Raw genomic sequence first — 23,228 nt, 5'->3', positions numbered from 1 at the left:
ATTTTCAACTCTTAACGTATTGATTATGAATAAATAAAAACGAGAAAGCGTGTACAACTTTTTATGAACAAATGAATACTATTTTATGAAACGAAATGTACAAATTGCCGCCGTTGCGCTTGCTTCTGCAATGCTCGCCTGCTTTGGCGCGCGGGCACAAACGCCCGGAGGGGTCGCGCCAGCCGCCTGGTACAAGGCCGATGGGGTAGGGTCAGTATTTTCCGATGCGGGTACCACTGCCGCATCCAATAATTCAACGGTCCAGCAATGGAACGAGGTGCAGGGATCGGGCAGGAACCTGATCCAGGCAACTGCCAGCGCCCGGCCGGTATTCTCCAACAGCTCCGCGCTGGCCAATTTTAACCCCACCGTTACGTTCGACGGCAGTAACGACTTCCTGGAATTCACCGCAGGCACAGGCGTGAATGTGATCGATCGCGCCAATGGGTCAATCTATGCTGCAGGTCGTGTGAATACATTGAAGCAGAGTGGCTTCGCGGGTTTTCATGCATCGATGGATTACCCGGGGTTACACATTTTTGGCAGTAATAATAAATTGCTCTTCTTTACAGGAGGGCCTGGTTATCAGGGATTAAGTGCCTCTCCTTTGGCGGCCGGCATGTTCTTTAGCGCTGGTTCGGGCTGGCAGAATGGCGCCGGTACGAATGCATCGTACGCAGCCGCGACGGTCTCCCTGAACGGTATGCGCACAGCCTATTCGGGAAGTGAGCTTTACAATGCTAACCTGAGCACCGGCGCGCGGGATTTCCGCATCGGCGCCGACAACAATTATGGCGCATTCAGCGGTCAGTTGAATGAGGTTTTGGTATTCGAAGACCAGCTGACTGCGGATCAAATGGACCGTGTTGAAACTTACCTGGCCATCAAGTATGGAACAACCTATGCCAACGGAACACGCGACTACAAAAATTCGGCGGGTAACGTGGTGTGGAGCGCTTCAACGAACACCGGCTCGCAAAGCAACATCGCGGGGATCGGCCGTGACGACAATGGCGCCCTCCACCAGAAGCAATCCTGGAGCACGAATGCGGGACGTCAGGTGCTGATCGGCACGGGCACCCTTGCCGGTAGTAATGCGGGCAATGCAACTGGCCTTGCGAACGGGCAATTCCTGATCTGGGGAGACAACGGCCTGGCCAAGTCACCCAATGTGGTGATTGCGGGTATCAACGGGATTAGCCACAGGTTCGCCTCGATCTGGAAGGTACAGAACACCGGTAATGTAGGGACTGTACGCGTTGCCTGGGAGAAGAATCTGCAAAACCTTAGTTTGATCCAGAGCACGGACAATGTCATCAACGCATCGGATGTGGTGACCAGCATGTCTGCCAATGAAACGACGATCAACGGCGTGGTATACAACTATGCTGATGTGACCTTGGCCGATGGCCAGTATTTCACTTTTGCTGCCAAGGTTGCTTCACCGGGCGGCGTTTTTACGGATCTGAGAGTTTGGTTGAAATCCGATAGCGGCTTTACACCGGGTGAATGGCAAGACCAATCCGGAAACGCAAACAGCTATACGCAAACTAACGCCAGCCGTCAGCCATTTACGGCAACGGCGTCCTACAACTTTAACCCGATTATCGATTTTGGGACAACCGGGGCAGATGCCCGGTTTATGGTTGTTCCGGCGGGTAAGCCTTACTCGGCTAACGGTACCAACAGTTCGGTTTTTACGGTAAACCTCGACCGCAGTGTGGGAGGATACGCGGATATTCTCGGATTCGGCGCGACAACTACAACTGCGAACCTTATCAATGCGAATTTACCCGTATTTACCCGATTGGGGGTCAATGCGCTAATGTATCCCTACGCGGATGCGTCCCCGGCTTTACCAGCTGTGGAGGCTAACAGGTTGTATTTGAATGACGTATCTTATACGGTAGGAACTGCGGGCATTAAATATGGGCAGAACGGTACAACGGGTTCCAATACGCAGACGTTTGCGGCAGGATATGCCCGACATGCCGACGGAAGTATCCTGGGCTCGCAACCGGAGGTTAGAAACGGGTTGATAGGTGAGGTGATTGCCTATGAAAGAGATTTGACGGAAGCGGAAAAGCAGCGTGTCAGAACTTACACGGCCATCAAGTACGGCATTACCTTGCCGCACAACTATATCGCCAGCGATGGAACTACTATTCTTTGGAACCAGACGACCAATACAGGTTATAATAAAAACATAGCGGGTATTGCCAGCGACGAGGGAAGTGCATTGGTTCAAAAGCAGTCGCAAAGTATTAACACTGGCAGCCAGGTTGTAATCGGTACAACGGGTTTGGCGGGAAGTAATGCATCAAATAGCAATGCGCTGGCTACGGGTCAGTCGCTTATTTGGGGAGATAATGGTCTGACAAAATCGTTATCGGTGTCGCATAACGTCACTGTGGCGGGGAATCAAATCAATTTAAGATTTGGTGCAGTATGGAAAGTACAGAATACCGGTTCGGTAGGAACAGTTCGTGTTGCCTGGCCAACCGGGGTTGTCAACTTGCATTTAATCCAGAGTACTGACAACGTGATCGACGGATCGGATTCGCACACGGCTATGACCGGTACGGTTAACATTAATGACGTTACCTACAACTATGCGGATGTAACACTTGGTGATGGTTCTTATTTCACTTTTGGTGGCTATATCGCAGGTCCGGGTGGTGTAGGTCAGGACCTGGCTTTGTGGTACCGAGCCGATAGCGGGGTAGAGACTGACGGTGAGAATAAAGTTACAGGCTGGAACAACTCAACTGCTAATGAAGTGAAGTTGACCAGTAGCGGTGCAAGCGGCTATATTCCTTACAATGACCAGGTAACTAAAGCCTGGAACTTCAATCCTACATTGTCGTTCGACGGGTCTAATAATTATCTGAGAAACACGACAACCGACTATCTGAACGCTGCGGGTTCTGTGCATTATATTACCGTGGCAAGATTGAACGCTTCCGCCGCAGGTTTCAACAGTATTTTCGCAGTGAGCGGCAATGATGATGGATTTTTCCTGTATCCGCAAAGCGGTTTGATTTACCCTATGCCAGCTATCGGAAATGGATTTAATGCAGCGGCCGCTGGCCCGGGAACTCCAAATCGCTTTGGTATCTACTCTGCGATTTTGCCTAAAACAGGTACGCCGGCCAATCAACGCGGATTTTACAATGGTCGTGAAAAGATTTATGCTTCACCCTATCCATTAACCGGAGGTTGGTACTCACTCCCGACCAAGGGTGCGTATATCGGCGCGGACGGAGCAACAGCCGATAATCCGAACGGAGATATTGCGGAAGTAATCGTGTATCATGAACCCACCGGCGGAGACATGAGCAATGCTAATCTGTCAAAGATTCATAGCTACCTGGCCATTAAGTACGGCGTCACGCTGGATCAGACTACGCCACAGGACTATGTGAGTTCGAGCAATAGCGTAGTACGCAGTGCTGCTGCCAATGCAGGCTACCAAAACAACATCGCCGGTATCGCCCGCGATGATCAGGGTGGATTGTATCAGAAACAATCGAAGAGTATTAATCCTGGTGCACAGGTTATTGTCGGGACGACGGGCATTGCCAACACGAACGCGGCCAATACAGAGCCCCTGGTTAACGGGCAGTTTTTGATCTGGGGTGACAATGGTTTGGCAAAAGCTCCTGGTGTTTCATTGGGAACGATCGCCGGTTTACCATACAACCGTTTTGCGGCGATCTGGAAAGTACAAAATACAGCCTCGGTAGGAACGGTACGTGTGGCATGGGTAAAAGGATATGCGAACCTGAAACTGGTCCAAAGCTCAGACGCAACGATCGATTTGTCTGATGTAATAACTGATATGTCAAATACTCTGAAGATTGGGGAGACGGAATACGCATACGCCGACGTGTCACTCGCTGATGGAAGCTATTTTACCTTTGCAGCATTCGTACAAGGCCCGGGCGGTGTTACAACTAACCTTAGCCACTGGTACCGTGCGGATTATTACCTGGAATCGGATGGAGATGGACAAGATGCTGTTGCCTGGGCTGATTTTAATGGTGGAGTGGTTTCTACGCAATTGGGAGAGGCGAATCTGCCTAAGTCGAAGGTAGGCGCAGCTAACTACTTCAACTTTAACCCGGGGGTTAATTTTACGGCTGCCGATCAGACGTTGGGAAATATCACATTGCCTACTGTCTCGGCGCAACAGTACGATGTTTTTACGTTGACCAAGGAGGGATTGGCCCCAGGAGGCAATGGAAGGGTATTTAGTACATTGGTAAATGGTTCGAACCTTTCTGGTAATATTGCCTACTGGGATGGTATAGGTATCCTGGCGGATAATCGGATCGAACGTGTGAATACGGCTTATAACTTCCGTTATCTTGCCAATCCCGGCAACATTAACTGGGCGTCCAACAGCCCTAGCATCATGTATAATACCTTCACCAACACCACCGTGTCGAAGGGGTTAAACGGAGCAGCAAATGGTACTACCGCAACCCATACTGCCATCGGGTCGCTTACCGGAGGACATGCGATAGGGTCAACCCAGTTTTCAAGCAATGGTAGTGACAATGCCGGATTTACAGGTAGCATCGGTGAATTGATCGTGTATGGCGCCGGTAACGTGTCTGCAACTGATCGTAACAAGATCGACAGTTATCTGGCTATCAAATACGGTGTAACACTCGCCGCAGGCACCAACTACACCACGTCGACGGATGCTGTTGTTTGGGATGCTACCGCCAACGCGGCTTATCACAACAACGTAGCAGGTATCGGTAACGACTTTCGTTCGGCGTTGCATCAAAAGCAGAGCCGTAGCCAGATTACCAACAATTCCAACAATCAGGTAACGATAGGCCTGGGTGGCATTGCCGCAACGAACGATGCCAATACCAGTCAGTTGACTGACGGCCAGTTCCTCATCTGGGGCGACAACGGCAATACGCAGGCAATGACCAACACGGCCAGCACGTACACCGCATTCGTTTATTCGGGCAGCATCAACAATGCCCGCCACATGAACCGTATCTGGAAAGTGCAGAATACCAATGTAGCCGGCGAAACGCTTATCCGTTTCCCGCAGGCATCCGTTGGTACAACTACGCTGACTAACGACGCCTGTGCAGGGTATGTGATCCTGTTCGCATCCGATGCCGCATTCTCCTCTAACGTAACGGCTGTTCCGTTGACGGTGAACGGCACCGATTACGAGGCTACCCACAGCTTCCCGAATGGCGCGAGCTATTTCACGTTTGGTAAAGTCACTCCTATCACAACCGGCACCGTATACCTGCCGGCTGTTGTGGAAGAATCGAACCAGTATAACGATAACTGCGGTACCGGCGAGTGGACGTACTTCCGCAACACGTCGGATGCTACCAGGAAATTCTTCGCAGCCTCGAATCTGCAATCCACGGTGTTGAACAACCTGACGGCGAAAGTGACACCTGAGGGGGTAACCTACGACGATGGTTCAATCACAACCAAACTGATGCCGCGTATCACCACTGCTACCGATGCTTCTGCAACGGCATTTACAGGAGGAAAAGTGCGGATTTATTATAGCCAGTCGGAATTGACTGATACGCAGGTACCGGGCGCGAAAGTGAGCGGATGGTTTAAATATGAAGGAACTGCCGAAGAGGTGATCGCGAATGTTTATACCTACGGAAAACTCGACGGCTCCAAAACGGTCGCGCTTACACCTGATGCCACCGGCGTGGAAGATGGCGTGAACTATGTCGAGTTCCATAACCTGACTTCGCTCTCATCGTTTGTCTACCTGTCTACAACCGGGGAATCCGCGCTGCCTGTTACCATGGCGTATTTCAATGCGGCCAAAGAAGGAAACACCGCTAACCTGACCTGGGCGACGACCGAGGAGATGAACAATACCGGATTTGAAATCCAGAGAAGTGCGGATGCGCGCAAATGGCAGGCCATCGGTTTTGTAGAAAACCAGACAGCCGACGGCAACAGCAAAAACCTGTTGACATACGGCTTTGCAGATGCTACGCCATTGGCCGGTACCAACTATTATCGTCTGAAACAGATCGATACGGATGGATCCTATGCATACAGCTCTATTGCGGCGGTCCGGTTTGAGTCGGATAAGAATGCGCTGTCCGTATATCCTAACCCGGCAACGGAAGGCAGATTGTCGCTGACGCTGCCGCAATCCGGTCCGTACAAGCTTTCAGTGTACAACGTTACGGGTATGGAAGTGCTGAGTGCAGCACAGTCCGGAAACCTGCTGGACATCAGAAACCTTCGTGCGGGCGTGTACGTGCTACGTGTTACGTATGCGAACGGGGAAGTTCACAGCAAGACGTTTGTGGTGAAATAACCGGGCCTCCGGCAATAAATGAAACGGGATCCGAATTTCGGATCCCGTTTTTCTTGGCGTATAAACTATTGCCCTCCCAGTGTTATGAAATCGGAAAATATCAGAAAGCTTTACCTGATCCCGCCTGGGAGCGCGCAGTTTTCTAACGCCACCCCAGCCCGGGCGCTACATGCTCCAGAATAGACGACAATACATGCACGTTGTAATCAACACCCAGCGTATTAGGTATCGTTAAAAGAATCGTATCGGCTTCCTGAATAGCTTCGTCCTGAGCTAATTCCCGGATGAGCTGGTCTGGTTCCGCTGCGTAGCTTCTACCGAAAATGGCGCGTTTGTCCTGTTCGATCATCCCGATTTTGTCAGTCCGGTTGCTCTCCTGTCCGAAGAAATAGCGGTCCTGGTCGGTTACCAATGCGAAAATAGACCGGCTCACCGAAACCCTTGGTTCACGCTGGTGCCCTGCTTTTTTCCATGCCTCTTTGTACAGTCTGATCTGTTCCGCTTGCTGCACATGAAAAGGCTTGCCGCTTTCATCGTATTTCAGCGTTGAGCTTTGAAGGTGCATGCCGTTTTCGGCCGCCCATACTGCCGTTGCATTGGAAGCGGCGCCCCACCAGATCCGTTCCCGCAGGCCTTCGGAATGAGGCTCTAACCGCAGCAGACCCGGAGGGTTTGGAAACATCGGATAGGGGTTGGGTTGTGCAAATCCTTTGCCTTCCAGTTGATCCAGAAATTCCAATGCCTTGCGGCGTCCCATATCAGCGTCGGTTTCGCCTTCGGCCGGTTCATATCCGAAATAGCGCCACCCGTCGATTACCTGTTCCGGCGACCCTCTGCTGATGCCCAATTGTAATCGCCCTTCGGAAATTAGATCCGCAGCGCCGGCATCTTCGATCATATACAACGGATTCTCGTAACGCATGTCAATGACACCCGTCCCGATCTCTATTTTGCTTGTTTTGGCACCGATGGCCGATAGCAATGGAAAGGGCGATGCCAGCTGGGCTGCAAAATGATGTACCCGAAAATAAGCGCCGTCCAAACCGATTTCTTCGGCAGCGACCGCCAAATCAATGGATTGAAGCAAGGTGTCACTCGCAGTCCGGGACCTGTAAGCAGGATGGTCAGACCAATGCCCAAACGATAAAAATCCTATTTTCTTCATAGTACGACTTTGTTGATCAAACGCCCGGCCGCGTTTCAGGTAGCCGGATATCCTGGCTTCAAAACTAGCAAATTTTGGATAGGTACCTCCATGAGCGACATGATCATCTTTGAAACTGACGACAGTCATGACCGCTCCGGCATCAAATGGCCACCTTTACAGCTACATTCCACCTGAAACAAAAAGCATTATGCTACCTCAAACCATGAAAGCCGCGGTTGTCCGCGAATTCGGTAAACCGCTCAGCATCGAAGACGTCGTCGTGCGCCGCCCTGGGGCCAACCAGGTATTAGTTAAAGTCGTTGCCAGCGGTGTTTGCCACACCGACCTCCATGCTACCGACGGAGATTGGCCGGTGAAGCCTAAACTACCACTCATTCCGGGACACGAGGGTATTGGCTTGGTGGCGGCGGTTGGACCGGAGGTAACCGGCATCCTGGAAGGTGATATTGTGGGCGTTCCCTGGCTGTACAGCGCGTGCGGTTGCTGCGAATATTGTATTACCGGCTGGGAAACGCTTTGTGACGCCCAGCAGAACGGTGGTTACAGCGTCGACGGGAGCTACGCTGAATATGTGTTGGCCGACGCGCGCTACGTGGCGCATTTGCCGGCGGGTACGGATATGATCGGCATGGCGCCTATCCTGTGTGCGGGTGTGACAGTCTATAAAGGTTTAAAGGAAACCGATACCAGGGCGGGAGAATGGGTAGCAATTTCGGGTATTGGCGGACTCGGCCATCTGGCCGTACAATATGCCAAAGCGATGGGTATGCACGTGGCGGCCATCGATGTGAGCGACGACAAGCTGGAACTGGCATCGCGCCTCGGGGCGGACCTCACGGTCAATGCCGCTCAGGAGGATCCGGGCGCTTTTCTGAAAAAAGAAACCGGGGGCATGCACGGTGTGCTCATCACGGCCGTGTCACCTGTGGCTTTTCAACAAGGGATTGCGGCACTTCGCAAAAAAGGTACCATGGCCCTGACCGGCCTGCCACCGGGCAGTTTCGATCTGCCTATTTTTCAAACTGTCCTTAACCGGCATACGATTCGCGGCTCTATTGTCGGAACGCGTAAGGATATGCAGGAGGCGGTGGGCTTCGCTCTGGACGGTAAGGTGAAAGCAACGGTCCACACCGCGCATCTGGACGATATTAACAGCATTTTTGACGATATGAAGGCCGGTCGTATTGAAGGACGTGTTGTAATGACCATGTAACAGCTTGCATTTCCACATTAAAACTTACTACCATGACCTACCAGGCAGAACAGGAAAAAATCACGTTTGTGTTACCCTTGTATTTTGTGAAAGCCGAAGTAACATTTATCAGGCAATCTGCGGACGACGGTTTGACGATCCCGCTCACGCCCGGCGACGGCCCGCGGGTAAGTATTTCAACACGCCGGTTTGCAAAGGGCTTCTGGCTCGCGCAGCTCAACTGGTCTGTCGGACGAGAACGGTTTTGCAGCGAGGGATGGTTTGAGATCGCCTGAGCTTATCCGGGGGACCCGGATTTTCGGAGAATCCGCGCAAGTTGTTTGGAAATTTCAAAAACTAAAACGGACACTAACCCGCACCCGGCGCTGAATAGCATTTTTGGGGAATCAATCGCCGAAAGCCGGAAGAGTTCCGCGACCGAAGGAATCCGGAAAATCAGAACGGTCAGTACGATGGTCATGGCCAGCGCATAGAATACAAGCTTATTGCGCTGTTGAAACAAGCTAACAAGGGCGCCTCGCGAGCGATTGGTAACGGTGAGAGCTATGTTGGCCGAAATCATCCCGATGAAAATCATTGCGCGGGTTGCGTTTTCCGACTGGCCGGATTTTACGCCGACGAAGTATACCAGCACCAGGAAGGCAGCTATTGTGGCTCCCTGTAACAAACTGCCTGTCAGTTCCCGTAAACCAAACAGTCGGGCTGTTACAGGACGGGGCTTTTCTTTTAAAAGACCTTTGCGTGCCGGTTCGTTTTCGTACACCACCGAGCAGGTAGGCCCCATGATCAGCTCAAAAAATATGATATGAACCGGGTCGAAGATAACGGGGTAGACCCAATTCAGCGCCAGAGGCAGGAACACGAGCAGGATCAGCGGTGTATGGATCGCGACGATGTACCGGATCGCATTCCGCAGATTAACGTAAATCCGCCGGCCACTTTCGATAGCGGTGACCATTCCGCCCAGATCGTCGTTGAGCAGGATCAGCGCCGAGGCCTGCCGGGCTATTTCTGTACCTTTCCGCCCCATGGCAATGCCGATGTCCGCTGCTTTCAAAGCCGGCCCGTCGTTCACGCCGTCGCCGGTCATGGCGACGATCTCGCCGCGCGCCTTTAATGCACGGATGACGCGAAGCTTGGCCTGGGGAAACATTCTGGCAAATATGGTTGCCTTCCCGACTTCTTTCAACAGGCCCTCATCGTCCAGCGCCATGATTTGTTCGCCGGTAGTAACGCTGTCGGCGTGGCGCAAACCGATTTGCCGGGCAATGTAGGCGGTTGTTACGGGGTTATCTCCCGTCAGGATTTTAACCTGTACTCCGGCTTGGTAAAACGCATCGAGGACTTGGGCCATTCCGGCTTTGGGAGGGTCATAAAACGCTACCAGACCAAGCGTTTGAAACGGCAGACTGAGTTGATTCTCCGGAAAGTCGGTGCCTTGAAAGTCGGATTTGCCGACGGCCAATACCCGAAAGCCGTTTGAAGTAAAACGATCGATGGCGCTTAGCAAGGCAGCCCGGTCTTCAGGGGAAAGCGGGGAGGCATTAATCAATGCTTCCGGCGCTCCCTTTACCGCAATAATGTGTTGGTCGTCTTTGTTTTGCCAAATATGGGTCATCATCGGAGGTTTCCCTTCCAGCGGGTAACCCAGGAGCATGGTGAGTCCGTTGTATGCCGACAGCCGGTTGGAAGACTTTGCTTCGAATACCCGATGTAATTCGGCTTCCATAGGGTCAAACGGATTGATTTCGCTGGCCAGCGCGGCGTGATAAAGAAGCTGAACGGCGTTGGGCGGGAGCGAGGAGAAGTCGGTGATAAGCTCCCTTCCGTCGAGCACGAACATGCCGGATAATGACATCGTATTCTCCGTCAGCGTGCCGGTTTTATCGGTACAGATAACCGTCGCGCTGCCCAAGGCCTCAACCGTCTCCATTCGTTTCACAACAATGCCCTGCTTCATGAGCCGATAGGCTCCAAGGGCCATAAAAGTGGCCAATGCAACCGGTATTTCTTCGGGGAGGATACTCATAGCCAATGTCAATGCGCCTAAAAGGCTCCCCGGCAGATCGCCGGAGCGGATAAAGCGTATGGCCCATACGGCAATAAAAATCACCCCGCCGACCATAGCCATATCCCTCACCAGCCGTCCGATCTGTATTTGCAGAGCCGATTTGGCAGGCTGGATGGAAGCGATGCTGCTGCCGATTTCAGCAAGCCTGGTTCCGTTGCCAACGGCCGTGATGCGACAAATGGCCTGGCCCGAAGTTACCTGGGTGCCGGCAAATAGTTTTTCACTGGGATCGTTCGCAAGCTTGTAAACCGGCATGGATTCGCCGGTCAGGATAGATTCGTTGACAGAAAAGTCATCGGCTGACAGGATAATCCCGTCGGCGGGAACCAGGTAGCCTTCCACCAATTCAACGACGTCACCTGTTACTAATGCTTCACTTTTAAGCGATGTCCACGACTGGTCCCGCAAGACGCGATAGGCCGGGCTGGTGAAATTTTCAAGACTGATTAGTGCCCGGCGGGTCCTGCCTTCCTGAACGATCGAAATGGCGGCGACCAACGCGATTGCCACGAGCATGATGACCGCTTCCTGGGTCGAACCCATTAAAAAATAGATGGCGGCAGCCGCAACCAGCAACAATAACATCGGCTCGGCGGCCAGAGCCTTTAATGTGGATAATGGTCCGGATAATTTTTGTTTTTCCAGCAGGTTGGGCCCATGCTGCTGGCGGGAGGCTTCGGCTTGTGAGGAGGAAAGGCCTATATAAAGAGGTTGGTCATGCATGGTCTCCCGGGTTTTCATATATGCCCGGAAAGCTTATACGTTCGGAGGGCTTTACGGGTGTGGTTCATTACATTTTCTGTCACGCCTCCCAGCATGAGATTGTGGTCGCTTAGTACTAGTTGGTCATGGGAGATAAACTGCAAGTTATGGGTATGCCATAGGGGTAAAGATGATGAATAGTGGCTCAAAGACTGATTCTGGTCATGTATTCCGGATCGGATGCCTTTATGCAAATGTCACTTTGTAGACGTAAAATAGATCTATTCTGTGAATAATAACGATTGCGAATTAAATAAAAGTTAGTAGTTTGCCTACTGGTTGTAGAATTTTATCTACTATCGACCAAAATTCTACTGATATGTCAAGTGCGGGAGGATGGTTGGGTATTGGTATTAGTTATACGAAATACCCGGTTGGAGGTAAGTTTTACGCCAATTTTGGGCTTTGGGCCTGGATCCGTAAACTCACAAAACCTTGTTGCTTATGCAGAAAATGTTGCAAATGATTAAGGCTAACAGAAGCAATCCTGTGCTAGCCAAAAAGCTTTTTTTGACGATCATTTTTCTCAATGTTATTAGTTTTTGGTCCAAAGTAAATGCCCAGCAGCGCTATCTCGGGCTCAGTTTGGTAAATGAAGGCAACTGGAGTAGTTTGAGTCTCATCGAACAGGCGCATGCCGTGGGTTGCAATGCGGTTTTTCTGAGCATGCAATGGGGGATGGTCGACGGGTACATTTCCCGGGTATTGAAGCAGCAATATGGACAGGATTACAATGTGTGGAAGATGTACGACGACCAGATCGCGAAGGCGCGGTCGCTCGGAATGAAGATCGGGATCAACATCGCCGTCAGTACGGGAGACAACGTCACCCACAGCTATTCGGACCGGTATGGCATCAATACAGGGGATGGCTGGCTCAAAGAAGAGCGGATCCTGAATGTCGGGTATGACGGATCGGAGGCTGTTTTTCAGAAGTATGGAGGAAAGATCAACGGTGTCGACGTGCAATTCGTGATGACCTCCCTGGCGGCACAGTCCACACGTGACCGGATTGTCGACTTTACCAACAAAGTAATACAACGTTATGGGCACCTTCAGGATACGGGCGAGCTGCTTTATGTCAACCTGATTTATTCCCGCAACGGAGAGGGAGAATTTGAATTGGGAACAGACAAATACCATTACGAGCAGCCAACGAATCTTCGCGATAATGCCAGCCTCTCGGATTACTCGCAGCCGATGGTAAGAGGTTACAGGGCCTGGCTTACCGCCAAGTATGAAAAGATCCAGGCGCTTAATTTCATATGGGGAACGAACTATCGGTCTTTCAATGAAGTGTCTCCCAAAAGACCGTCACCCACCACGTTCACCCAGCCCGACGGCACAGACTGGTACTTGTACCGGACACAGGTATTGAAGGAGGTTAATACCATCTTCAAAAACACGGTTAAAGGCATCGACAGCCGGATTAAAGTCATATCGCATCACGGTTCTGTGTTCGATAAATTGTCGTTGGGAAGGACCACCTTTTCATTTCACGAGATTGCCGCCGAAATGGACGGGATCAAGATCAATGACGACTACCTTTACGATCACCGCTTCGCTATTGATCTGCTGCGCTCAAATCTTCCCGGAAAGCTGTATATCAACGAGGCCGGGTTCAATGCGAGCCTGGGTATTGCCAACTTCATTGCTTACGCCACCGAGAGCTATTCCCATGGCGCGCAGATGGTGAGCTGTATGTTTTTTGAAAACCTGTTGAGTTCCGGCGGTGGGCCAGCCGTCCGGGAACTGGCCGACACGTGGGTCAATCAGCCCGTTACGACCCCGGCGCCCACCAATCAGGATAGTTTTACCTTATCCAATATCATTCAACAGAATGGATGCGTAACCAACCGTGATAGCTATTCCGGAGATTGTGATGCCTACAAGACCTGGATGAACGCGCGAAATGCTGCTAATGGACAGCCTGTCAATATATTGATTAACAATGACCTGACGGTAGATTGCGACCTCTCTATTACAGGCTCGCCGAGCGTCAGCAACCCACGGGTAGGAACTAACATCAACCTGTCGTCTGCCTGTGGGGGAGACTGTTCCGGGCTCAGTTATAAATGGGAATTGAACGGGACTCAGATCGGTACCACAGCCAATCTGACCGATGTAAGAGTTTCGTCGGTCCCGGGAACGTACATCTATTCGGTGACTGCCGGTCAGGGAGGTTGTGCGAAAACAAGCGAGGTAGTGGTAACTGTCACCGATGTGTTGCCGGTTACACTGATCGCCTTTAAAGCAGCCGTGAAAGAGAGCCAGGTATTGCTCAACTGGTCGACCGCCGAGGAAACCAATTCCAGCCACTTTGAAATACAACGCAGTGCCAGCGGCGACAACTGGCAGGTCGTTGGAAACGTTCAGGCGGCGAACGAGAGCCGGGAGCGAATGGACTACGAGGCCGTTGACAATAGGCCGCTGATCGGGGGCAATCTATACCGGCTGAAAATGGTAGACCATGACAGTACGTTTTCATATAGTAAAATTGCCCGCGTAGTTTTTGACAGTCCCGAATTATTTTCATTTTATCCCAACCCGGCTGCCGATCGCCTGCAGCTCACCGAAGCGGCCCTGAAAAACGCTGCGTCTGTGGAATTGCTGGATCAAACCGGAAAAACGGTACTGAAAACCTCCAAGCTGGGTTCGGCTATCAGCATCGGTCATTTGCCAGCGGGAATGTATGTTCTGCAAATCATCGGACGGGACGACATTGTCACAAGCAGGAAAGTCGCGATAGGCCGGTAGGGTTTTGAGCGATAATATTTGCCCCGGTAGCTCTCACCGGTGCTATCGGGGCAAAATACAATCCGGTGTTGATTTTTCTTTATTAATGCTAGCTTTGTGGCTTGCATTGATGGTTTTTAGATGGAACGAATTACGCCACTCTTGTCCGGCAGGCTGCTGAATGATAGCGTCCTGCACCAAACACCGTTTGAGAAATCCCTGCGAAGAAGGTTGCTTAAGGTAGGGTCAGTCCTGGAATTGATTGAGAAGGAAAATGAATATACACCAGCTTCGGCGCTATCTTCTGCCGACGAGCTACGTCGGCTTATTGACACCTATGACAAGTTGGACAGTGAGCTGGCCCGGGAAATCACACAGTATATAGATGTATCCCTTGTGCGTAAGCGCCTCTTCAAAGGTGAGGAAATGAGCATCAAGCACGTGGCGCATGTGATCAAGACGATGGTAGCCAAAGGCAGGATGGTGAAGGACGCCTATTCGAAAGAGGTAAAAGAGATTTATGCGGCGATTTCCGTACAAAACCCCTTAGCACCTCCGTATGATTTGGCAAGACCCTATTTTGAAAAGGACCTGGACACGTTCAATTTATCTTACCAGGTATTGCTGGACAATTTCAAACTTCTGGCTGCCAAGGTGGGGACTTCGGATGCAATGGCCGGAGCATCGCCGTATTCCGCCGCCACGCTGCAGGCACTCGTGGCGCAGGCCGACGGCCTTACCCGCGAGATCGCCGTCATCATCCAGAAAATATTCGTCGTTTACGAGGAACGTCTGCTGGTTTTCGAGCAAATAAAAGAAAGCTGTAATGCGATCTGCAAACGGTCGCGATTCGTCCTGGGTTCTCATCATGTTGTGTATAAGGATCTTATCGCGTTGAAGCACGCGATCATGTAGAACAGGACTTAACAATAACTTAATATTAACGACATATCGGAATAATGTTGCCGCCATAGTTTTGTGTCAAAATATTAGACACTGATTATGAGACATTTGGTTACAGCGATTTCCCTCCTTATTTTAACAACAGGCGCTTGTTTGGCGCAATTAGGCTCTATAAAGGGCTCAATCAAAGACGGCAAGAACAACGAAGCGATCATCGGAGCAACCGTTCAGCTGATTGGAACGGCAACCCCGTTCGGCTCGGTGACCGACGTTGAAGGTAACTTCGAAATTCAGAAAGTACCTGCCGGTGCCTACAAAGTACAGATCAGCTATGTATCGTACGCGACGAAAGAAATAGACAACGTCCGGGTCGAAGCAGATAAATCGACGCTGATCACCACGGCGCTCGTTGAGGACAACAAAACTTTGCAGGAAGTGGTCGTGAAAGGACAGCGTCAGACCAACACCGAAGTGTCGGTGATCACGGAAATCAAGCAGGTACAACAGATTGCCGTGGGTATTTCCGCACAGCAAATTCAGCGTACACAAGACCGTGACGCTTCCGCGGTGATCCGCCGCGTGCCCGGTATCTCCATTTTTGACGACCGTTTTATTGTAGTGCGCGGTTTGAACGAGCGTTATAACACGGTGTTGCTCAATGATATTATCACTCCTTCTACTGAGGTAGACACTAAATCCTTTTCCTTTGATTTGATTCCTTCTTCGGCGATCGACCGGATGCTGGTTTTCAAATCGGCCTCGGCCGACCTCCCCGGCGATGTTAGTGGCGGAGCTATTAAAATCTATACCAAGACCATCCCGGATGGTAACAGCCTTTCAGTGAATTTCTCGACAGGTTACCGTGCAGGAACCACATTCAGCTCTGCAACCAGCCATAAGGGTGGCGCATTGGAATTCCTTGGTATCGAGAATGGCACACGTACTTTGCCTGATAATTTCCCGAACAGAAAAGGGGTTATCCTGAATGCGAAGTCTCCGACCATTATCCAGAAATTTCAGAACCTGCCGGACTACTATGCTCCGAAGCAGATCAACGTATCGCCGGACTGGAGAGCAGGGATCAATTTCAGCCGCCGTTTCTACATCAGAGATATGGAGGTTACCAACACTTCTTATATCAACTATTCCTTCTCACGTATAAACAACACCGTTACTCAGAACCGTTTCAATTTCCCAGGCCAGAAAATAGAGGTTTTCAACGATCAGTTTTTGCAGGAAAATGCACGTTTGGGGATCATGTCGAACTGGGCATTTATCCTTAACCCGAAAAACAAAATCGAATTCCGTAACCTGTTCAACCAGATGGGTAACAAGGAAACGGTTGTCCGCGGCGGTGGAAACCTTGAAAACAACCTGGATTACAACAACGGCGCATTCCGTTACGAAGCCAGAAGCATCTACTCAGGCCAGCTGAGCGGTACACACGAACTGACTGCGAAATCGAAACTCCGCTGGATCGCCGGTGCAGGTTATACCTACCGCAACGAGCCTGATTTCAGAAGATTTACATCGACCCGTGAGACAGGTACTAACCATCCATTCCAGATCAACCTGCAACAATTTGAATCCCCAACCTTGCAGCAGGCAGCGCGTTTCTACTCCCGTCTGGGTGAGATCGTAGGTACCGGAACCGTTTCTTACGAGCAACTGATCGGCGCGAAAAAGGACGAAGCGGAACAGCAGGCGAAACTGAACGTAGGTACTTATGTTGAATACAAAGACCGTAAATACTCTGCCCGCTGGTTTGGTATCGTCAACCCGAACCGCGTAGGTGACGAGATCCTGACACAGACCCCGGAGCAATTCTTCCAGAATTCGAACCTGGCTTCCGATAAAGTTTACTACACCGAAGGAACCAACTTCGACGATAAATATGCCGCTCAAAACCTTCTCGCAGCAGGTTATGCATCGTTCTACTGGCCGATTACCGAGCATTTGAATGCCACCGTGGGCTTCCGTGGCGAATACAACCGCCAGCAATTGCAGGGGTATGAGCGTGGAGGCGGTATCCAGGTGAATGTGGACCGTCCGGTTTTCACTCCGCTGCCTTCTGTTAACCTGACTTACAAGTTCAACGACCAGCATGCGGTGAGAGCTGCTTACAGCACGACTGTCAACAGACCTGAGTTCCGCGAGCTTTCTCCAAGTACCTACTACGACTTCAACTTCGACGTGTCGCGTAAAGGGAACCCGAACCTGGTGAATGCGACGATCCAGAACTACGACTTGCGTTACGAGTTCTATCCAAGCAAAAGCGAGCTGATCACCCTGTCGTTGTTCAACAAGACCTTCAAAGATCCTATCGAAGCGGCGATCTTCTACAATGGTAGCACCGTAGCTTTCACAGTAGCCAATGCCAAAACAGCTTATGCAAGAGGGGTTGAACTGGAAGTTCGCAAAGCATTGTCGAACCCCGATAACGCGACTTTCCTGAGCAAAATGCTCGTGACATTGAATGCATCGCTTATTACCAGTAACGTAAAAACGAACGTAACGACCGGAAGCTCCGACCGTTACCTGCAAGGACAATCACCTTACCTGATCAACGCCGGTTTGTTCTACAACGACGACGAGCGTGGCTTGCAGATCAACGCACTGTACAATGTGATCGGAAAGCGGATTTACATTATCGGCGACAATCAGATCAGCGCGAATATCTTCGAGATGTCGCGTAATGTGATTGACCTGAACATCATCAAATCGATCGGTAAGCGCCTCGAAATCCGTGCAAGCATCCAGGATCTGCTGAACCAGCCATTCCGCTTGTACCAGGATACCAACCATGATAACAAAATCGATACCAAGACAGACGGTTTGTATCAGAAATACCGCAGGGGAACTTACTCGATGATTGGCTTGCGCTACACACTTTGATCATAAAAATTAAAAACAAATCAATTAAACATCCTGTTAAATGAAAAAGTTAGCAACTTGGTTATTGGCCATGCTGGTGTTATCCGCATCGTTCGTAGTTGTGTCGTGTAAAACTGATGATGATGGTGAAGATCCGGGACCAACGGATCCGGTGGGCGAAACAATTACCGTAAAAGGAACAATTTCGGCTTCGACAACCTGGAAAGCTGCAAATAAATATATTCTTGAAGGTTTCGTGTATGTTGACAACGGTGCAATCCTGACTATCGAGCCGGGAACAATTATCAAAGGAGACAAACTGACAAAAGGTACGCTGATCGTTAAGCCAGGTGCGAAAATCATGGCAGAAGGTAATGCTACCAAACCTATCGTGTTTACTTCTTCCGCAGCCAAAGGCGCACGTAATTACGGCGACTGGGGTGGTATCATCCTCCTTGGGAAAGCACCGGTGAACAAGACTCCGGCAACGATCGAAGGAGAGAACGTATCGACTTTCGGTGGAACGGACGCTGCTGACAACTCAGGTACTTTGAAATATGTACGTATCGAGTTCGCTGGTATCGCTTTCGAAACGGATAAAGAAATCAACGGTCTTACTTTTGGTGGCGTAGGCTCAGGAACTACTATCGACTACGTACAGGTTTCATACAGCGGTGACGATGCTTACGAGTGGTTCGGTGGAAATGTAAATGCAAAACACCTGATCTCTTACCGTACGCTGGACGACGATTTCGATACAGACTGGGGTTTCAGCGGAAACGTACAATATGCAATGGCGCTGAGAGACCCGGCTGTGGCTGACCAGTGCTCATGCTCGGATTCCAATGGTTTCGAATCGGACAACGATGCTTCCGGATCAGGTGCGTCTCCAAAAACAAGTGCTAAATTCAGCAACGTAAGTATCTTCATCGGCCCGGGAACCCCGAATGCAAAATATCGTTCAGCGTTCCGTATCCGCAGAAACTCCGCTGTAAGCATTTACAACTCGGTAGTTTCAGCTGGTTATCCTAAGGGTGGTCTTGAACTGGAAGGTGACTCTACACAAGCTAATTTCAAAGCAGGCCGTTCGGATTACCGCGGACTGGTTCTGACCGGAATGACCAAAGCGATCGTGTCAGGTGATACTACTATGCTGAAAGACGCAGCGCGTAAAAACATGTTCGGCGCAGATCTCGCTACATTGAAACTGGATGCGGCATACAATACGCTTGGCGCAGGTTTGAAAGTACTTCCTCAGGCAGGTTCACCATTGCTGACAGGCGGTGTGACATTGCCGGCAGGCTTTGAAGCCAACGCTTACATCGGAGCCTTCGGTACCACAGACTGGACAACCGGCTGGACCAACTTCGATCCACAAAATACAGAGTACTAAGATCTTATATAATTGGTGTCAGAATTTCAAAAAAGCCGGGGGCGTTGCTCCCGGCCTTTTTTGTTGGTCGATGTGTAGCCTAGTCCAGCCCCGGCGTGATCGTCCAGGTATTATCCGCATTCAGCGTCGCATTCATTGAAAAAATACCATAAGGAAATTCAATCTTCACGGCATTGATTTCGGACGGATTCAGTACCTGGCCTTGTTTGACGTCGGCGAACGTTACCCAATAGTCGAAGCGCGGAGAAAACCGGAAATACATGTTAGGCTGTGCCTGTACGGCGAAGGCTACCGCGCCCGACAAGCCGATCCCGACACTGGCCTGGTTAATGGCAGTCGTGTTGTCGGACATGATGCTCAGGGAACCCTGCGGATAGGCATTTTTCCTATTGGTAAATTTGTAGTTGCCGTTCTCCTTGGTGAGTGTTATGTCGTTGTTTTCGGCCAAACTCGTAGGAGAATTTTCCCCGGCGTAAAAAACAACTCCCGGTTTTAAAGGGCCGGTCTTGCCCCAGAAAAAGTAAAGATCCATATTCCATGATATGGCCAGTTGCGAATGCGGGCCGGCATTTTCCACGCGCCACGCCAGCGGAAAAACATCCGGGTTCGGGCTGTTATGATTTTGCTGGAAAACGCAAAAGCTTCCTGATGAATCGGAATTGTTTACAAAGTTGATTGTGAAGGTTGGCATAAGTGATTGAGAGGTTTAAGGTTAATTCCGTTTCATAAAGTAACCTGCTTGTCAATCTACTTCTACATTTTATTAAGCGGACAAATGGAAGGCAGTGTACGGCAAAGTCGGTTTTTTAAAGACCGGTATATTTATCCATTAAGCGGTTAACTAATTTGTCGTCAGTGGTTTGCGGTTTTTGATGGGTGATGGACACTGCGTCTTCCCAGCAAGCTACCCGGCGACGATACACATAAATCCGGCTCAAAGTTGTTTCTTTGTGGCAAAGAACTCTCCGGGTAAATCATCCTATTTTATCGTTTCTGGCGAGTAATAAAAATCGCACGCATGAATCAAATTGACGTTTGTATTAATTACTACGGAAAGCCGTACCACACTGCCGTTACCTTGCTGACACTTTGGAAACATTCTTCCAAACACATTCATAAGATTTATCTGGTCATTGAGAAAATACAGCCGTATTACCAATACGATGCTATTCCATTGTTAAAATACTATCTCAAAGACCTGCCCATCGAATACGTATATCCCCAGTACTTCTATTATTCCGGCAACCCCGACGAATCCTGGCTTTCCGATCCCGAAAAGCGCTATGGTCTCAAATACCAATATGCGCTCGAAAAGTCCGACAAGGAGTTTTTATTCCTCTCGCATAATGATTGTCTTTACGAAGATGATTTGTTGGGGAAAATGCTATTGAAAGCCAAAAATGAAAGTGGCACGGGGACGGTTGCGGGGATAGGTATGGTAGGCCAATGCTGGAATTGCCCTGCATTTTCTGCCAGGCTTTGTGATGGTAGCCGGTTCGAAACTTTTGTGCCTACCAAAGAGGAATTGAAAGAATTGGTGGACACTTATAGTCCGCCACGCGCGCATATACATTACAAGCTGATCGACAGGGAAATTATACACCCCCTGCCCGAATGCCGCCTGAACGAATACGCCTGCCTGGTCAACGTGCCGGTCTATCGGGAAAACGTAATGCCAACAGGGGACGTTTTGCCTTTTGGCGGAAGCTGGCATGGTACCGACTGGGGCGCAATATGGTTCCATTCGCTGTTCAACCGGGGTTATAAGTTCATTAATTTCCCATTCGAGCCACACATGCAGCACGCCCCGTTCTCTAACAACGGAAGCGGGCACCGTGCGGATACCGAATTTGATTTGTATAAAAACTCTGAGGACGGAGCGAAAGCCTATTTATTGTCGAACAGCCTGATTCCGAAGGATATTCCTTTTGCGCTAAAATTGGAGCGGCAAGTCATCAAAACCAAACATCAGATCAGAAACACATTGATTAAGGTGAAGGTGAAATTGGTAGGTTAATATGGCTATTGACGGGTATTGATCACCAGCACCCCGTTACCACCCCGCGCCCCGAATGCGGCGGCGCTGCCATACCGGATCGCAGTGATCGATTTAATGTCGCGGACTGTGAGAGAATTGAGAATGGGAAGGACGGCATCGGCTCCGCTGTAGAACACCCGGTCGAGCAGGAGCGCGACGGTATTGTCAAAGCTGGTGCTCGCGCTGAGGTTCGCGTTGTTCTCGATGAAATGGACCTTGTGCGTATTGGACGCCGGGTCGAAAGTTACGCGCAGACCGGGAATCTTCTTCAACAGATCAAAAATGGAGCCGGAATTGTCGCTTTCGCTGATCGGCAGAACATAATCCAGCCTGGCCAGGCCATCGCCCTGGTTGTCCGTAGTTTGTATCAACCCTTCTTTGTCCAAAAGCGTCTGCTGGGCTTCAATGGCCGGCAGTTTTAAATCAGTATTTATAGTTTCTTTTACCTGCCCCGCGCTTTGAATAAGTACGACGGGTGTTTGAGGCACTTCATCCATGGGCACCGGATAGTCGATGGGAAGCATATCCGCGAAACCTTCCCGCGCCCAGGTGTCGTGAATGGTGATCCCGTTCGACGATACCAGCCATCCGTTTTCCGTAAATGTGCATGAAAAATTAGGCAGGACGAGTTGCGAATACTTGAACGGGTAATCGGAAAACACCGATGCGCTGTTGTAAAGCTTTCGTTGAAAAACAAGCAGCGGATATTTCGAATGCAGTGTATAATATCCTTTGTTTGGGTCAAAAGAACAGATGGAATCGGCTGTAACGGGCGTGAAATTGCCACTGGCCACTTCGCGTTCGAGCGGAATTTTCGTGAGGTAAAACTCCCGTGTCGTTTTCATCGAAAATAGCTCCATACCGTCCGCTTCGAGGTTCTTTCTGGAAAGCGAGACCAGGAAATTGCGGAAGGAGTCCTTAAATGCGATTTCCCTGTTACCGAGTTGTTTCTTCTGTTTGCTAGGATCATCGGCGAGCCACGATTCAAAGAACTTGTACCCGGCAAGGAACGTCTTCTTGCCATTCGATTCAAACTTGCTCATGTGGAAACGGATCCGGTAGCCCAGTGCCGCATTCTCGATCACCACCGGTTCGCTGCTCGTTGCCGTTACACGCCCGGTAGCTTCGTCCAGTCCAAGCGTGATGGATTCCGGGCTGACGATTTTGCATTGCCTCGCAAACGGCGAATCGCCCAACAGCCCGTTTATAAAAACCCTCCATTTCCGGCGCCAGTGCTTGTCGCGTTTCCCGATGATGACAACTTCGCGGATCACATTGTTCAGATCGAGCTTGAACACCACATTCGCAGTGCGCCCTGGCGTCGCCTGTAACTGTTTTGCTTCCGGCTTGTAACCCACAAAGGAGGCAACCAGCTCTGCTTTTTTATACCGCACGGGTACAGTGAGGTGAAAATGGCCGGCTTTGTCGGTGGAAGTACCTATGGAAGTATTGTTGATATAAACAGCGACGGATGGCAAGGGCCTGGCATTTTCGTCATAAACCGTACCCGCGATTTGCCAGGTCTGTTCCTGCGAATGGCACGGATCGCACAGGCAGAGCACAAGGAGGCAAAGGCAGGCCCATCGGAAGCCGAGGCCCAACGATGCACGGGAAATTCGGTGAAATCCGCGATCAGGCATAGTCCGCTGTTTGAGGGTAAAACGATTTGGATGTAAAATAGTAAACTTGCGTTACAACTGATAGCGGTTGGCCGATGCATTATGCGTGGT

The 23,228-nt window shown here is 50.4% G+C and carries 12 protein-coding genes; 8 read left to right on the top strand and 4 right to left on the bottom strand.

Annotation, left to right across the window (positions count from 1 at the left end; translation table 11 throughout):
* The first annotated feature begins 85 nt into the window (after window positions 1–85).
* Window positions 86–6,340, top strand: a complete 6,255-nt coding sequence (locus J7619_RS03860) for a T9SS type A sorting domain-containing protein (RefSeq protein WP_291194295.1) — start codon at window positions 86–88, stop codon at window positions 6,338–6,340.
* Between the two features lie 142 nt (window positions 6,341–6,482).
* Here J7619_RS03860 and J7619_RS03855 read toward each other — a convergent pair whose 3' ends face one another.
* Window positions 6,483–7,505 carry an LLM class flavin-dependent oxidoreductase gene (locus J7619_RS03855; protein ID WP_291194292.1) on the bottom strand — a complete coding sequence of 341 codons (1,023 nt, stop codon included), beginning with the start codon at window positions 7,503–7,505 and terminating at the stop codon, window positions 6,483–6,485.
* 127 nt (window positions 7,506–7,632) lie between these two features.
* Between J7619_RS03855 and adhP the strand changes: the two genes are divergently transcribed.
* Window positions 7,633–8,721 carry an alcohol dehydrogenase AdhP gene (gene adhP / locus J7619_RS03850; RefSeq protein WP_291194289.1) on the top strand — a complete coding sequence of 363 codons (1,089 nt, stop codon included), beginning with the start codon at window positions 7,633–7,635 and terminating at the stop codon, window positions 8,719–8,721.
* A 32-nt stretch (window positions 8,722–8,753) separates the two neighbouring features.
* Window positions 8,754–8,996, top strand: a complete 243-nt coding sequence (locus J7619_RS03845) for a hypothetical protein (RefSeq protein ID WP_291194286.1) — start codon at window positions 8,754–8,756, stop codon at window positions 8,994–8,996.
* Window positions 8,997–8,998: 2 nt separating this feature from the next.
* Here the strand turns inward: J7619_RS03845 and J7619_RS03840 are convergent, their stop codons facing one another.
* A complete protein-coding gene (locus tag J7619_RS03840) occupies window positions 8,999–11,515 on the bottom strand; it encodes a cation-translocating P-type ATPase (RefSeq protein WP_291194283.1) in 2,517 nt (838 codons plus the stop codon).
* A gap of 483 nt (window positions 11,516–11,998) precedes the next feature.
* Between J7619_RS03840 and J7619_RS03835 the strand changes: the two genes are divergently transcribed.
* From J7619_RS03835 to J7619_RS03820, 4 genes are all read left to right on the top strand, one after another.
* The gene (locus J7619_RS03835) at window positions 11,999–14,311 is read left to right on the top strand and encodes a T9SS type A sorting domain-containing protein (RefSeq protein WP_291194280.1); all 2,313 of its coding nucleotides are present in this window, start codon (window positions 11,999–12,001) and stop codon (window positions 14,309–14,311) included.
* Window positions 14,312–14,431: 120 nt separating this feature from the next.
* On the top strand, window positions 14,432–15,205 hold the full coding sequence (locus J7619_RS03830) for a hypothetical protein (RefSeq protein WP_291194277.1): 774 nt from the start codon (window positions 14,432–14,434) through the stop codon (window positions 15,203–15,205).
* 141 nt (window positions 15,206–15,346) lie between these two features.
* Window positions 15,347–18,088: a TonB-dependent receptor gene (locus J7619_RS03825; protein WP_291194274.1), complete on the top strand. Its 2,742-nt coding sequence runs from the start codon at window positions 15,347–15,349 to the stop codon at window positions 18,086–18,088.
* 40 nt (window positions 18,089–18,128) lie between these two features.
* On the top strand, window positions 18,129–19,460 hold the full coding sequence (locus J7619_RS03820) for a T9SS C-terminal target domain-containing protein (RefSeq protein ID WP_291194272.1): 1,332 nt from the start codon (window positions 18,129–18,131) through the stop codon (window positions 19,458–19,460).
* A gap of 79 nt (window positions 19,461–19,539) precedes the next feature.
* Here the strand turns inward: J7619_RS03820 and J7619_RS03815 are convergent, their stop codons facing one another.
* Window positions 19,540–20,151 carry a hypothetical protein gene (locus tag J7619_RS03815; protein ID WP_291194269.1) on the bottom strand — a complete coding sequence of 204 codons (612 nt, stop codon included), beginning with the start codon at window positions 20,149–20,151 and terminating at the stop codon, window positions 19,540–19,542.
* Between the two features lie 327 nt (window positions 20,152–20,478).
* Here J7619_RS03815 and J7619_RS03810 point away from each other — a divergent pair, with 327 nt between their 5' ends.
* The gene (locus J7619_RS03810) at window positions 20,479–21,477 is read left to right on the top strand and encodes a hypothetical protein (RefSeq protein WP_291194266.1); all 999 of its coding nucleotides are present in this window, start codon (window positions 20,479–20,481) and stop codon (window positions 21,475–21,477) included.
* Window positions 21,478–21,482: 5 nt separating this feature from the next.
* Here J7619_RS03810 and J7619_RS03805 read toward each other — a convergent pair whose 3' ends face one another.
* Entirely contained in the window at window positions 21,483–23,138 is a 1,656-nt protein-coding gene (locus J7619_RS03805; RefSeq protein ID WP_291194263.1) for a TonB-dependent receptor, read from the bottom strand.
* Window positions 23,139–23,228 lie beyond the last annotated feature (90 nt).

The sequence above is a fragment of the Dyadobacter sp. genome (genome assembly GCF_017744695.1).
GTDB lineage: Bacteria > Bacteroidota > Bacteroidia > Cytophagales > Spirosomataceae > Dyadobacter.
The sequence above is the reverse complement of the archived record's forward strand: the minus strand, read 5'-3'. Positions and strand labels throughout refer to the sequence as shown.